Annotated in this window: 16 protein-coding genes and 1 pseudogene; 8 read left to right on the top strand and 9 right to left on the bottom strand. The window is 73.7% G+C overall.

The features are described from left to right. The first annotated feature begins 262 nt into the window (after positions 1–262). Together ACH4K1_RS09450 and ACH4K1_RS09445 are read left to right on the top strand one after the other, a co-directional pair. Complete coding sequence (locus ACH4K1_RS09450) at positions 263–463, top strand: hypothetical protein (RefSeq protein ID WP_398088048.1); 201 nt, start codon at positions 263–265, stop codon at positions 461–463. A gap of 30 nt (positions 464–493) precedes the next feature. Next, positions 494–1,201: a DUF4191 domain-containing protein gene (locus tag ACH4K1_RS09445; protein ID WP_073769429.1), complete on the top strand. Its 708-nt coding sequence runs from the start codon at positions 494–496 to the stop codon at positions 1,199–1,201. Between the two features lie 171 nt (positions 1,202–1,372). Here the strand turns inward: ACH4K1_RS09445 and ACH4K1_RS09440 are convergent, their stop codons facing one another. Then, positions 1,373–1,780 (bottom strand): RDD family protein, encoded by a 408-nt coding sequence (locus ACH4K1_RS09440; RefSeq protein ID WP_398088407.1) that lies wholly within the window; start codon positions 1,778–1,780, stop codon positions 1,373–1,375. Between the two features lie 283 nt (positions 1,781–2,063). Here ACH4K1_RS09440 and glnA point away from each other — a divergent pair, with 283 nt between their 5' ends. Then, complete coding sequence (gene glnA / locus ACH4K1_RS09435) at positions 2,064–3,473, top strand: type I glutamate--ammonia ligase (protein WP_398088047.1); 1,410 nt, start codon at positions 2,064–2,066, stop codon at positions 3,471–3,473. A gap of 80 nt (positions 3,474–3,553) precedes the next feature. Here glnA and ACH4K1_RS09430 read toward each other — a convergent pair whose 3' ends face one another. The 4 genes from ACH4K1_RS09430 to ACH4K1_RS09415 all read right to left on the bottom strand — a co-directional run bounded on the left by ACH4K1_RS09430 (position 3,554) and on the right by ACH4K1_RS09415 (position 5,789). Then, positions 3,554–4,180 (bottom strand): DUF5753 domain-containing protein, encoded by a 627-nt coding sequence (locus tag ACH4K1_RS09430; protein ID WP_398088045.1) that lies wholly within the window; start codon positions 4,178–4,180, stop codon positions 3,554–3,556. Between the two features lie 115 nt (positions 4,181–4,295). Further along, positions 4,296–4,862, bottom strand: a complete 567-nt coding sequence (locus ACH4K1_RS09425) for a GNAT family N-acetyltransferase (protein ID WP_228992968.1) — start codon at positions 4,860–4,862, stop codon at positions 4,296–4,298. Between the two features lie 37 nt (positions 4,863–4,899). Then, the gene (gene cpt / locus ACH4K1_RS09420; protein ID WP_398088044.1) at positions 4,900–5,433 is read right to left on the bottom strand and encodes a chloramphenicol phosphotransferase CPT; all 534 of its coding nucleotides are present in this window, start codon (positions 5,431–5,433) and stop codon (positions 4,900–4,902) included. Then, positions 5,430–5,789: an HGxxPAAW family protein gene (locus ACH4K1_RS09415; protein ID WP_398088042.1), complete on the bottom strand. Its 360-nt coding sequence runs from the start codon at positions 5,787–5,789 to the stop codon at positions 5,430–5,432. Before ACH4K1_RS09415 ends, cpt begins: the two co-directional genes overlap by 4 nt. An 87-nt stretch (positions 5,790–5,876) precedes the next feature. Here ACH4K1_RS09415 and ACH4K1_RS09410 point away from each other — a divergent pair, with 87 nt between their 5' ends. Next, entirely contained in the window at positions 5,877–6,389 is a 513-nt protein-coding gene (locus ACH4K1_RS09410) for a MarR family winged helix-turn-helix transcriptional regulator (protein WP_398088041.1), read from the top strand. 44 nt (positions 6,390–6,433) lie between these two features. On the opposite strand, the pseudogene ACH4K1_RS09405 reads toward ACH4K1_RS09410, so the two are convergent. Beyond that, positions 6,434–6,649: pseudogene (locus tag ACH4K1_RS09405) on the bottom strand (hypothetical protein); the annotation flags it as partial. 131 nt (positions 6,650–6,780) lie between these two features. After that, the gene (locus tag ACH4K1_RS09400) at positions 6,781–7,086 is read right to left on the bottom strand and encodes a hypothetical protein (RefSeq protein WP_398088040.1); all 306 of its coding nucleotides are present in this window, start codon (positions 7,084–7,086) and stop codon (positions 6,781–6,783) included. Positions 7,087–7,205: 119 nt separating this feature from the next. On the opposite strand from ACH4K1_RS09400, the gene ACH4K1_RS09395 reads away from it, so the two are divergent. Continuing rightward, positions 7,206–7,565 carry an ArsC/Spx/MgsR family protein gene (locus tag ACH4K1_RS09395; protein ID WP_398088039.1) on the top strand — a complete coding sequence of 120 codons (360 nt, stop codon included), beginning with the start codon at positions 7,206–7,208 and terminating at the stop codon, positions 7,563–7,565. A gap of 89 nt (positions 7,566–7,654) precedes the next feature. Here ACH4K1_RS09395 and ACH4K1_RS09390 read toward each other — a convergent pair whose 3' ends face one another. Beyond that, on the bottom strand, positions 7,655–8,596 hold the full coding sequence (locus tag ACH4K1_RS09390; RefSeq protein ID WP_398088037.1) for an alpha/beta fold hydrolase: 942 nt from the start codon (positions 8,594–8,596) through the stop codon (positions 7,655–7,657). 74 nt (positions 8,597–8,670) lie between these two features. On the opposite strand from ACH4K1_RS09390, the gene ACH4K1_RS09385 reads away from it, so the two are divergent. The 3 genes from ACH4K1_RS09385 to ACH4K1_RS09375 all read left to right on the top strand — a co-directional run bounded on the left by ACH4K1_RS09385 (position 8,671) and on the right by ACH4K1_RS09375 (position 12,036). Next, positions 8,671–9,234: a MarR family transcriptional regulator gene (locus ACH4K1_RS09385; protein ID WP_398088035.1), complete on the top strand. Its 564-nt coding sequence runs from the start codon at positions 8,671–8,673 to the stop codon at positions 9,232–9,234. After that, a complete protein-coding gene (locus tag ACH4K1_RS09380; RefSeq protein ID WP_398088033.1) occupies positions 9,231–10,232 on the top strand; it encodes a hypothetical protein in 1,002 nt (333 codons plus the stop codon). Before ACH4K1_RS09385 ends, ACH4K1_RS09380 begins: the two co-directional genes overlap by 4 nt. A gap of 313 nt (positions 10,233–10,545) precedes the next feature. Next, positions 10,546–12,036, top strand: a complete 1,491-nt coding sequence (locus ACH4K1_RS09375) for a PLP-dependent aminotransferase family protein (RefSeq protein ID WP_398088031.1) — start codon at positions 10,546–10,548, stop codon at positions 12,034–12,036. Here the strand turns inward: ACH4K1_RS09375 and ACH4K1_RS09370 are convergent. Continuing rightward, positions 11,993–12,913 (bottom strand): Gfo/Idh/MocA family protein, encoded by a 921-nt coding sequence (locus ACH4K1_RS09370; protein WP_398088030.1) that lies wholly within the window; start codon positions 12,911–12,913, stop codon positions 11,993–11,995. The two genes, ACH4K1_RS09375 and ACH4K1_RS09370, sit on opposite strands and share 44 nt — an antisense overlap. Between the last annotated feature and the right edge of the window lie 251 nt (positions 12,914–13,164).

Raw genomic sequence — 13,164 nt, 5'->3', positions numbered from 1 at the left:
TCACGAGCGGCCCCCTCGCGGCCCGTGCGCGCCGAAGCGGTCCGGACGCTCCCCGCAGGTCGGGGACGCGTACGGACCGCTTCGACGTGCACTCCGCCGGAAACAAGGCTTCATTGGTGTTTGACCGTCCGGTCACGCACTGGTAACACCGAACAGTGACCCTGGGTACGCAGGCGGCCGCACCGCCCCAGCCGCCCCGGTCGCCGCTTCCCGCACTCATCCGCGCCCCGCAGGCGCATCCGTTCCGAGGGGGAACACCACGATGCAGGCCGCACCGGTCCGCGCCCACGCCCTTCCGTCCGTCACCACCGCCCTGCGCGCCGTCGAGTCGCTGCTGCTGAGCGGCGGCCAGCGCACGGCCCGCCGCAACGCCTGGACGGCCGTCCTGGAGGACCGCCGCCGCGCCCAGGACCGGGTGGAGGCCGAGTACGTCCTGGACGCCGTGGCCGACCACCGTTCCTAGGCCGCCCACCCGCCACGTAAACTTCGATACATGGCGAGGAAGGCAAAAACTGAAGGCGCGGACAGCGCCGAGAACGCGGGGCGGCTCAAGCAGATCGCCCTGACCTACAAGATGACCAGGCGGACCGACAGCAAGATCGGTCTCATCGTCGCGGGTGTCGGAATCGTCACGTTCGGTGTCCTCCTCGGCATCGGCTTCGCGATCGGACACCCGGTCTATCTGGGCATCCTGGGCTTCGTGCTGGCCGTCCTCGCGATGGCGATCGTCTTCGGCCGCCGGGCCGAGCGGGCGGCGTTCGGGCAGATGGAGGGGCAGCCCGGAGCCGCTGCCGCCGTCCTGGACCGGATCGGACGCGGCTGGACCACCACTCCGGCGGTGGCGATGAACCGCAGCCAGGACGTCGTCCACCGGGCGGTCGGCAAGGCCGGCATCGTCCTGGTGGCCGAGGGCAACCCGAACCGGGTGAAGGGCCTCCTGGCGTCCGAGAAGAAGAAGATGGCCCGGATCGTGGTGGACGTGCCGGTGCACGACATCATCGTCGGCAACGGCGAGGGCCAGGTGCCGCTGAAGAAGGTCCGCACCAAGATGCTGAAGCTCCCCCGCGTCCTGACCGGCCCGCAGGTGACCACCACCAACGACCGGCTGCGCGCGATGGGCGACCTGATGAGCAACATGCCGCTGCCGAAGGGCCCGATGCCCAAGGGCATGCGGATGCCGCGCGGCGGAAAGATGCGCTGACCGCGCCTGCGAGCGTGAGAAACGGGGCGGCCCGGGGACCGATCGTCGGTCCCCGGGCCGCCCCGTTCGCCGTTCCTCCCCCGCCGCGGACACCGCATCCGGAGCGGTACGTCACCCGCAGCGCCGGGACGTCACATACGGACCCGAGGTGTCACATACGGCCCCGGGGCGTCACATACGGACCTGTACGGCGCGGGACAGCCGGTCGTGCAGGCCGCGGCCGTCGCGGTCCCAGACGAGCGCGGGGATGGCGAGGGCGAGCAGGACGGTCCGTACGGCGACCCGGCCGAAGCCGAGGCGTCCGCCGCCCTCGGCGACGACCCGGATGCCCAGGAGCCGCTTGCCGGGGGTGCAGCCGATGGTGCCGACGGTGAGCAGGCTCATCACGAGGAAGATCCCGAGAGCCCAGTTCCCCGCGGCCTGCTGGTCACCGCGAGCGAACAGTCCGTATGCGATCAGCATGCAGAGCGTCCAGTCGATGAAGAGGGCTCCGAAGCGCCGGCCGAGCGGTGCGATCGCCCCGGGCCCCTCTTCGGGCAGCCCCAGCCCCTTGCCCCGGTAGCCGAAGTCGGCGCCCATCTCCTCGGCGGCCGCGCGGGGCCCCGAGAGCCACGATCCGATTGCTTGCCTGTTGTCCACCCGTCCACGGTACTGCGGCCGCGTTTGCCCCCGGCCGGGCGGGGGCATCGGAAACAGTCGCGGAGATGCCGCACGCGATCACCCCGGTTAACTTGGGCGAAACAAATGGGTCACGCTCGGGAAATCACGTCTGCCTAGGGTCGGGACCAGCGTGTGCCACCCGCACTGGCCGCACAACGAGCTACAACCCCGCCCCTCCCGGGTCGGGAGTAGGAGGAGTTGGATGTTCCAGAACGCCGACGAAGTGCAGAAGTACGTAGCGGACAACGACGTCAAGTTCATCGATGTCCGGTTCTGCGACCTTCCCGGGGTGATGCAGCACTTCACCATCCCGGCAGCGACGTTCGACCCGGCCGAGGAACTGGCCTTCGACGGTTCGTCGATCCGCGGCTTCCAGGCCATCCACGAGTCGGACATGGCGCTGCGCGCGGACCTGTCGACGGCTCGGGTGGACCCCTTCCGCCGCGACAAGACCGTCAACATCAACTTCTTCATCCACGACCCGATCACGGGCGAGCAGTACAGCCGCGACCCGCGCAACATCGCCAAGAAGGCCGAGGCGTACCTCACCTCGACCGGCATCGCGGACACCGCGTACTTCGGCCCGGAGGCCGAGTTCTACGTCTTCGACAACGTCCGCTTCCAGACGTCGGCGAACGAGAGCTTCTACCACATCGACTCCGAGGCCGGCGCCTGGAACACCGGTGCGGTCGAGAACAACCGCGGCTACAAGGTCCGCTACAAGGGCGGCTACTTCCCGGTCCCGCCGGTGGACCACTTCGCCGACCTGCGGGCCGAGATCTCCCTGGAGCTGGACCGCAACGGCCTCCAGGTCGAGCGCCAGCACCACGAGGTCGGCACCGCCGGCCAGGCCGAGATCAACTACAAGTTCAACACGCTGCTCGCCGCGGCCGACGACCTGATGCTCTTCAAGTACATCGTGAAGAACGTCGCCTGGCGCAACGGCAAGACCGCGACCTTCATGCCCAAGCCGATCTTCGGCGACAACGGCTCGGGCATGCACGTGCACCAGTCGCTGTGGCAGGGCGGCTCCCCGCTCTTCTACGACGAGCAGGGGTACGCCGGCCTCTCGGACATGGCGCGCCACTACATCGGCGGCATCCTGAAGCACGCCCCGTCGCTGCTGGCCTTCACCAACCCGACGGTGAACTCCTACCACCGCCTGGTGCCCGGCTTCGAGGCCCCGGTCAACATGGTGTACTCGCAGCGCAACCGCTCCGCCGCGATGCGCATCCCGATCACCGGCTCGAACCCGAAGGCCAAGCGGGTCGAGTTCCGCGCCCCGGACCCGTCCTCCAACCCGTACCTCGCGTTCTCCGCGCTGCTGATGGCGGGGCTGGACGGCGTGAAGAACAAGATCGAGCCGGCCGAGCCGATCGACAAGGACCTCTACGAGCTGGCTCCCGAGGAGCACGCCAACGTCCAGCAGGTCCCGACCTCCCTCCCGGCCGTGCTCGACGCCCTGGAGGCGGACAACGAGTACCTCCAGGCGGGCGGCGTCTTCACGTCGGACCTGATCGAGACCTGGATCGACTACAAGCGCACGCACGAGATCGCCCCGATCCAGCTGCGCCCGCACCCGCACGAGTTCGAGCTGTACTTCGACCTCTAGAACGGCTTCCGGGCCTCCGCGCCCGCCCCACCGAGGGCCGCCGGTCTCCAGCTGGAGACCGGCGGCCCTCGGCCGTACGGTCAGCCGCTCTGCCGCTCGCTCCAGAAGGCGCGGGCCTTGCGCAGGAGCCCCTTGGCGTCGTCCCCGTGGAGTGCCGCGCCGTCCAGCCGTCGGAACGCCTCCCGGTAGAGGCCGACCTCGGACGGCTCGGTCACGTCCAAGCCCGAGGAGACCAGCTCGACGTGGACCTCTTCGCCGTGCAGGTGGAAGGCGTGGACGGGGAGCATGTCCACGCGCGCGGCGGCGGGAACGATCCCGAGGGCGAGCGAGGGCAGCTCCATGTCGCGGAGGATCCGGTCGATCTGCTCCACCATGACCTCGGCCCCGCCGATGTTCGTGTAGAGCGCCTGCTCGCCGAGGACGACGTCGTAGCGGTGCTCGCCGTCGTGGAGGACCTGCTGCCGCCGCATCCGCTTGGCCACGCCGGCCGGAACATCGTCCGGGACGCCCAGGAAATCGACGACCTGTCCGAGGATCACCGTGGCGTACGCCTCCGTCTGGAGCGTCCCCCAGATCATGTTCGGGACGTAAGCCTGCCCGTGGGACGTCTCCTGGTACCAGCGGATCACCTCGTCCTGCACGGCCTCGGTGCCTGCGGCCAGGCGCTCCTGCCAGGGCGTGGAACGGCTCGCTGCCTGGCTGTCCATGCGTCCTCCCAGCGGTCGACACGTCGAGAGGACATCGTCGGGGGCTGCCGTCCCAGAGATCCGGTGATCGCGGTATCGCGGCCGGTTCGCCTGGCCGGGCGGCCGGAAGTCGACCTCACCGCAGCGAGGGCCGTGCCCGTCCCGCCCAGTACTCGTCCGCCGTGATGCCCAGCAGGACCACGTCGTGGTACGCGCCGGCGAAGTACTCGTGCTGGCGCAGGCGGCCCTCCTCGACGAAGCCGAGCTTGCGGTAGAGGGCCAGGGAGGCGTCGTTGAAGGCGTAGACCTCCACCTCGCATTTGTGGTGGCGCTGTTCGGCGAACATGTAGGTGAGGACCAGCTCCGTGGCCTCGGCCGCGTAGCCCTGGCGGCGGTGTTCGCGGGAGACCTCGATGCCGGTGCGGAAGCGGCCGGCGCGGGCGTCCGTCTCGCCCACCGTGACCGCGCCGACGAAGGCGTGCTCGAAGCGGGTCTCGATGACCAGCCGGTACGAGGCCGGGTCCGGGGTGCGGGCGGCGCGTTCGGCGGTCCAGGCGCGGAAGCTCTCGTCCGAGCGCGGGGGTTCGACCACGTCGGCGTTGCGGGCGTCCACGGTGTGCAGGGCCAGGGCCCGGAAGCCCTCCCAGTCCTGGGGTTCGACGCCTCGCAGCCGTATCCGCTCGCCGGTCCACAGGTCGGTCATCTCGCTCCAGCCAGGTCGGTACGGACAGATCGATGGGTCAGGCTACGCGGGCGGCGATCGCCCTCGCGCAGGCCAGGGCCTCCATGTGCGTGGTGTCCACCTCCAGGTCGTAGACCACGCCCCGGTGGACCGCCTCCGCCTGGGCGGCGGCCATGCCCCTGGGGCGGTCCCCGCGGGCGATTCCGCGGGCCTCGGCCACCTCGCTCCCACAGCGGATGCCCACCCACAGCACGTCCAGACCCGCGAGCGCCCGCCGCCAGGGTTCCTGGGAGGACGGGCCGCCGAGGAACACGTCGTCGACGATCACCCGGGCGCCCGCCCGGGCCATCGCGGCGACACCCTCGCGCCAGGCCGCCTCCAGCCTCCGGAACTCCCGGCCGACGGTCACACCGCCGTCCGGGGCGAACGCGATGCCCGCGTCCGTGGTGCGCAGGGACGGGGGCAGGGAGTCGACGAAGGCGTCGATCGCGGCGGCGAGCCACGGGTCCGGCAGCTCCGCCTGGAGGCACCGGACGATGCCGGACTTGCCGGAGCTGGAGCCGCCGTTCACCACGATCACCTGGGTCGTCACCCGGTCACAGTAGAGGCAACCCGTGCGGTGTTCGAGGCGTTTTCGGGTCGGCGGGCGCCGCGTCCGGCCAGTCGGCAGCCCAGGCAGTCCGGATGCCCCTGCCGGGCCGCGGTGTCCCGTACCCGCCAGGGCCACTCGCTCTCGGGGCGGGGACCGCTCGGTTTGCCCCAGCCGGCGAGGTGGAGGAGCCAGGTCAGGACCGCCGCGCCGAGCGTGACGCCGGCCCCGGCGAGAGCCAGGGGTACGGAGACCGCGACCACGGCGACGCCGGTGAGCGCCAGGCCTGTGACCGCCGCCCCCGTACCCGCCCAGCCGGCGACGGTATGGCCCAGGTCGACGTGGCCGTGTGCACTCATGACTCTCCCCGGGACGCGGACAGTAGGCTGAACGAAAGACGATTTATCTGACGAGCTAAGTTACTTAGATAGTAAGGGAATTTCTGCGTGGACGGCAAGTCGCGACAGGACGCCTCCCCGGCACGGCCGCACGCCACCCCGGAGCAGGCGCATGCCCGGATGGACCGGCTGATGGCGTTGGGGATCGTCGCCCAGCACGACATCGCGGGCCGGCTCGGGCTCAACATCACCGATCTGACCTGTCTGGGGTTCGTCCTGGAGGCCGAGGGCGCGGGGACGGCGGCGACCGCCGGGGAGCTGGCGCGGCGTGCCAACCTCACCACCGGCGCCATCACGGGCGTCATCACCCGGCTGGAGCGCGCCGGGTACGTACGTCGGCAGAGCGACCCGGCCGACCGCAGACGCGTCAGGGTGGCCGCCGAACCGGCCGCCGCCGCCCGTCTCTTCGAGGTGTACGGCCCCAACTACCAGCGGTTCGCCGCCCTGTTCGCGGAGTACGGGCCCGACGAGATCGCCGTGCTCGCCGACTGGTTCGAGCGGGCCACCGAGCTCATGGCCACCTCGCTGGACGAGGTGCGCGGCGGTTCCGGGCCCGCCTAGGCGGGCCTGATCGCGGCGAGTTGGGCGAGCAGCAGGATCAGGCGGTAGACGGCGCGTTCGGCGGCCTGGGCGCAGGCGACGAACTCCTTGAGGACGCCGATCTGCTCGGCCCGGCTGCTCTCCGTGGCGGCCACCGCCCGGCGGCGCTCCTCGACGCGCTCCGCCGAGCGCTGGGTGGCACGCTGGGCCAGGGCGGTCAGACCGCCGCCCGGGGCCACGCCCGCGAGGGAGACGGCCGACGTCCACAGATCGGCAGCCATGGCGATGCCCTTCCGTCCGTTCCCCTGTCCGGTCGGGGCCATGGTGCCGTACGGGCCGGTCCGGCGGCCGAGCGCCCCCGGACCGTCGGTTCGGCGGTCCGGGGGCGGCGTCGGCCTGCGGCAGGGCTCGGTCAGCGGCCGTAGCGGATCAGGGCGCGGACCATGCGGCAGGTGGTGTCGGACGGCGGGTGGATGTCCAGGCGCTCGGCGGCGATCCGTATCCGGCGGTTGTTGGCGCTGGAGGGCTGGTAGACCCCGCTGTCGAGCAGGGCGATGGCCAGGCGCATGGCCTTCAGCCTGCGGTTGTGCGAGACGTACCACTCACGGGGGCGGCCCGCGGGCAGTCGCTTCTTCGGCAGCGGAGTGGGAAGCAGCGGGTGGAAGGGCATCGGGAGCTGTCGGTCGCGCGGCTCGGTCGTGACTGCGGCACCAGTCATCGGCATCCTCCTGGCAGCGTGGTGGAACCCTCACGAACTCCCTCCATTTTACTGCCCCCCACTGACAATCGCCCCTGTTCAGAGGCGCTTTCGACCACCCCTCGCGTAACGTGGGCCCCATGGAGATCTGGATCAATCCCGCCTGTTCCAAGTGCCGCAGCGCGGTGACCCTGCTGGACGCCGAGGGGGCCGACTACACGGTCCGCCGCTACCTGGAGGACGTGCCCTCGCCGCAGGAGATCCGGGAGGTGCTGGGCCGGCTCGGTCTCGAGCCGTGGGACATCACGCGGACGCAGGAGGGGGCGGCGAAGGAGCTGGGGCTGAAGGAGTGGCCCCGGGACGCGGGCTCCCGTGACCGGTGGATCGCCGCTCTGTCCGAGCACCCCGAGCTGATCCAGCGCCCGATCATCACCGCCGAGGACGGCACGGCCGTGGTGGCGCGCAGCGAGGAAGCGGTACGGGGGGCGCTGGGGCGGTAGAGCGGTGGTCCCGGGGCCGTCAATCCGCCGGGAACGCGTCCGGAGCCGGTGCTGGGGCCGGGAGCGGGGGCGGGCCGGGCGGGGCGCCGTCACTCCGCCGGGGACGTGCCCGGCAGCGTCGCCAGGAACGCGTCCAGACGGTGGTTGACCTCGGCCGCCGCCGGGGCGTGCAGCGGCAGCGTGTGGTGGGTCGCGCCGGGGACCGTGTACGTCGTCGCGTCCGGCAGTGAGCGGTCGGCCGCCCGCGCCGTACGGGCGGGATCGAGGGCGCGGCCGCGCTCGGCGAGCAGGACGAGCGTCGGCACGGTGAGCTCCCGCAGAGCCGACGGCCGGGGGCGCGGGCCGGTGACCGGGCGCACGGACGGGAAGCGGGCGCCCTCCGCGTACAGGCGCACCCAGTCCGCGTCCAGCGCCGCCCCGGCCGTCTCCCAGGCCAGGAACGCGCGGGCTCGCGAGGGGGTCGGGCGCAGCAGCGACGGCAGGGCGCGCAGGAGGTACGCCGGGCGGAAACCCGAGAAGCACTGCGTGGGGTCCACGAGCACCAGGCCGGCCAAGCGCCGGGGGCCCGCGTGGAGGGCGTGGTGGAGCGCGATCCACGCCCCGTAGGAGTGACCGGCGAGCACGGGCCGCCCACCCTCCGCCTGGGGGCACAGCGCCTCCAGCACCGTGTCCAGCCACGCCGCCAGATCCGCCACCGTGCGGATCGGGCGCTCCCCCGGCGTACTGCGGCCCGGTTGGCCGACGAGGTCGACCGCGTGTACGCGACGCGTCCGGCCGAGGTGGGACGCCTGCGCGTACCAGACGGCGGAGGTCGCTCCCCCGCCGGGCAGCAGCACCACGGGCGGGGCGGCGGCGTCGGCGGGCCCGTGGCTGGTGATGTGCGTGGCGCCGTAGGGGGTGGTGACGTTCGAGGTCGTCGTCCCCGGGGGCCAGCGCTCGGCCAGAAACGCGGCGTAGCCGGTGAGGAACGGGGCGGAGGGACCGGCGGCGTCCGGAGGCTCCGCGGACTCGGTGCGGTGGGACGGCGGCATGGCGGGGCCTCTCCTCGGCGTCTGGGCGGCCTTCCCCGCGATATTATCTCGCTGAGCGAGATAATGGGGTGGCGATGAGCACGACCGAACGCCGGGAAAGCGGCGAGCCGGAGGCGCGAGCCGGGATGATCCATCTGCTGCGTAAGGTGACGGTCGAATTCGGCCTGCGGCAGGCGGAGTTCGCCGAACTCCACGGGATGCACACCACCGACGTGCGGGCTCTGATCAGCCTCCTGGACGCCGAGCGGGCGGGAACGGACGCGACCGCCGGCTGGCTCGGGGCGCAGCTCGGGCTGCATTCGGCGGGTACGACGGCGGTCGTGGACCGGCTGGTGCGGCTGGGCCATGTGACGCGCGGGCGCGACCCGCGTGACGGGCGACGCGTGCTCCTGACGGTGGACGAGCGGGCGGTGGAGCTCGGGCAGGCGTTCTTCGGGCCCTTCCTCGGGGCCACCGATGCGGTGCTGCGCGAGTTCGACGCCCGGGAGGCGGACGCCGTACGGCGCTTCCTGACGGCGGCGTACGAGGCGGTGCGGCGCCCGCCGGGGGACGCCGCCCGCTCCGGCGCCGCCCGCTCCGGGTCGGGCGCTCCGCTCCTCGGTCCCGGCGCCGGTCCTGACGGGCAGGGCGAGGGATGACCACTTCCCGACAGGGCCCGGCCGTACCGGAGTCCGTCGTCGACTTCGTCGTCACGGGTACGGCCGGCGGCGCCGACGCCACGAGCACGCCCGCCGAGGTCACCGCGCTGCTGGGGGACGGGTTCGTCGAAAGTCGTACCGGGCGGCAGTTGCTGCGGTGTTACGACCTGGTCGAGTTCGCCTGGGAACGGGACGCGGGCGGCGGGGAGGCGGACGGGGGCCCCTGGCGGGGGTTGTACGTCACCGTGCAGGCGCACCGGCTCGACGCGCCGCCGCCCCTCGACGCCCTCGCCACGGCTCTGGACCGGGTCGGCTTCCCTCTCGTGGAGGTCGCGCCGGACGGGGTCGGGTGCCGTCGTCTCGTACGGGCGGACAGCCGGGTGGGGGTGCTCGTGGACGAGACGACCGGCGAGGTGGTGAAGTTGTCGGCGCCTGCCTGGTTCGCTCCCGGCCCCCGGGGCGAACCCTCCCCGCTGCCCCCGAGGACCGTACGCGACCTGCTCCGGCACCTGACCGGGCTCGGTGCGCCGGAGCGGGAGGACTGGGCGCGGCGACGGCTGCCGCAGGAGGCGGACGAGGCGGCGCGCTGGTGGTGGTCCCTGTGGGTCGCGGGCCGACAGCGGCTCGGCCCCGGGAGCGGGCAGGAGGGCGGTCCCGCTCTGTCCGCGGCGCGGGAGACCGCGCTCTGGCTGCTCGGGAAGTGCGAGGACGCCGGGGTCCTCGACCGTACGGAGAGCGCCTGCGAGATCGCCCGGTACGGCCTGCTCGACCCGGACGCCGCCGTACGGGCCTGTCTGGACGCCATCCCGGTCTCCCGGGCGGAGGCGGCGACCCGGAGGACGACGCCGTACGCGCGGGACCATCTGGCGGCCGTCAACGCCTCCCGGTCCGCCAAGCGGCTCTCCCTGGCGGCCGGCGCCCTGCTGCCCCGGGTCCGGGATCCGGAGCTGTGCGCGGAGGTACGGGCCTGGCTGGAGCTCCGGCCCCTGCTGATGTGAGCCGGAGCGGCCGGCGGCGCGCGTCCGGGGGCGCCTCCGCGGCGTCCGGGCCGCCCGCGCCCCGCCGTCCCGGACAGTCGGCGCCCCCCCCCGGGGGGCGCGCCCCCGCTGCCCCGGAAGGTCCGCGCTCCCACCGCCCCGGATGGTGGCGGGGTCGCCGACCCGGACGGATGGGGGTGTCACCCCGGACGGGGGCACGGTTGCGCCGGACGGTGGCGGTCGTGGGGCGGTGCGGTCGTTCGCCTTGATCTCCCCCGTCGTCATGGGTACGAATCCAGGACGACGGCGACCGGGTACGAGGTGTGTTTCTCCGATGGGTTCATGGGCCGATTCCGCCGAGGTCCTGGGCAGCGACCTGCCCCTGGAGCTCTCCGGCGCCGCCAACCGCCGGGCCGTCCTGGCGGCCGCCCTCCGCGACGCCGTGCGCGGCGGACGGCTCGCCCCGGGCGCCCGGCTGCCGCCCTACCGTTCCCTCGCCGCCGACCTGGGTATCGCCCGCAACACCGTGGCCGACGCCTACGCGGAGCTGGTCGCGGAGGGGTGGCTCGCCGCCCGCCAGGGGTCGGGCACCCGGGTCGCCGAGCGGGTCGCCCCGGACGTCCCCGCCCACCGGACGCGCGCCCCCGAGCCCGCCGCCCGGCCGGTCCACGACCTGGTCCAGGGGCGGCCGGACCCCTCGGCCTTCCCGCGCACCGCCTGGCTGGCCTCGGCGCGCCGGGCGCTGGCCGCCGCCCCCGACGACGCCTTCGGGCCCGGCGATCCGCACGGGCGGCCCGAGCTGCGGCGGGCTCTGGCCGGTCGCCTGGCCCGGGTGCGCGGGGTGCGCACCGCTCCCGAGCGCATCGTCCTGTGCTCGGGAGCCGCACACGGGCTGCGGCTGCTCGCCCAGGTGGTGGGCGGACCCTGGGCGGCGGAGGAGTACGGCCTGCCCTTCCACCGCGGCCTCCTCGCCTCCCACGGCGTCGGCACCCGGCCGCTCGGCGTCGACGCCGACGGCGCCCGGGTCGACGGGCTGACCCGTCGCGACCGGGCCGTGCTCCTCACACCCGCCCACCAGTTCCCCACCGGCGGACCGCTGCACGCCGCGCGGCGTGCCGCCGTCGTCGACTGGGCGCGGGCCGCCGACGGGCTCGTCGTCGAGGACGACTACGACGGGGAGTTCCGCTACGACCGACAGCCCGTGGGGGCCGTTCAGGGGCTCGATCCGGAGCATGTGGTGCTCCTGGGGTCGGTGAGCAAGAGCCTCTCCCCCACCCTGCGGATCGGGTGGATGGTGCTGCCCCAGCGGCTGGTGGGGCCGGTCGTCGCGGCGAAGGGCGACCGCGAGCAGTTCTCCAGCGCCACCGAGCAGCTGACGCTCGCGGACTTCGTCGAGTCGGGCGCGTACGACCGGCAGGTGCGGCGGATACGGCAGCTCCACCGCCGCCGCCGGGACCGGTTGGCGGCGGCCCTGGAGCGGCGCGCCCCGCACGTCCGGATCACCGGGATCGCGGCGGGGCTCCACGCGGTGCTGGAGCTGCCGCCGGGCACCGAGCGGGCGACGGTCCGGGCGGCGGCCCGGCAGGGGCTCGCGGTGGAGGGCCTGGGCGACTACCTGCACCCCGGCGCGGAGGGCGCCCCTCACGCGGGCGGCGCAGGAGCCACCGTCCGCGACGGCCTGGTCGTGGGGTACGCGACGCCCTCCGAGAGCGGCTACCCGGAGGCGTTGGAGGCTCTGTGCCGGTCGCTGCCGCCGGCCGACCCGTCCTCCGACGCCTCGGTCATCCCCCGGCCTGCGTCTCCGCCGCCACCAGCAGCTCCGTGAGGTGAAGGCCGAAGCGGGCGTCGCAGGCGTGCGGCACCCCCGTACGCACCGCTTCGGCCAGAGCGTCCACCGCGCCCCGGAACGCGGCCTCCGCGCCGTCCCAGCCGGGGATCGAGGCCGTGCCCCGCTCGCCCCGGAACTCGATCTCGACGCCCGCCGCGCCGGGCGGGGCGCTCAGCCCGAGGGTGACCGTGCTGGACGCGCCGGAGGCGTGGCGCAGGATCAGGTGCGTGGTGTCGGCCGGCCCCCGGGCGGCGGTCAGGTGCTCGACGTCGCCCAGCACCGGGATCAGCACGGAGAGCGCGTGCGGGCCGACGTCCCACAGTCCGCCCTTCTCGCGCCGCCACGGGGAGTCGGCGTACTCGCTGGCCGAACCTTCCGCGTAGAGCGAGCCGAGCCACTGGGCGCGTGCCGTGAACCAGCCTTCCACCGCGGCCTGTTCGGCGATCCAGGCCGCGGTTTCGGGGGCGAACCGGAGCGTGCAGAACACGACGGACGCCACCCCGGCCTTCCCGGCCGCGTCGGCGACCGCGCGGGCGCCCTCGACCGTCGTGGCGACCGGCTTGTCCATCAGCAGGTGGCGGCCCGCCTCCGCCGCCCGGACCGCCAGCGGGGCCTGGACATCGGGCGGCAGCGCGAAGGCCACGGCGTCGCTCGCCTCCAGAAGCGCGTCGATGCCCTCCTCCCCCGTGTACGCGCGGGCGCCGTGGACGGCGGCGAGGGCGTCGGCGGCCTCGGCCCTGCGGCCCCACACCCCGCTCAGCTCGACGCCGGGGTGGGCGGCGAGCGCGGGGGCCTGGGTGTTGCGGGCCCAGGGGCCGGTTCCGAGGAGGCCGATGCGTAGAGGGGCGGCGGTGGCGCCGACAGCTGAGTCCATGGGGCCAGTCTGCCCGGTGGTCCGGGCGGCCGGGCGGAGGGGCCGGGGGCGCCTGGGCGGCGGGGCGGCCGGTCCGGGGCCTCCGGCCGCCCGCCGGGACGCGCCCGACGCGCCCGCGGCCTCGTGCCGGGGCTCACCGGGACGGAATGCGGTGGCGCGGAGCGGGGGTCCCCCGTTACGTTTTCCGAGCCGGCCGCGGGACTCCGGCCGCGACTTCCGGGACCTGCCTATGAAGCAACGATTTCGCTGTT

It is taken from the genome of Streptomyces sp. NPDC017448 (assembly GCF_044330565.1).
In the GTDB taxonomy this organism is placed as follows: Bacteria; Actinomycetota; Actinomycetes; order Streptomycetales; family Streptomycetaceae; genus Streptomyces.
This window is presented reverse-complemented; position numbering and strand designations above follow the sequence as displayed.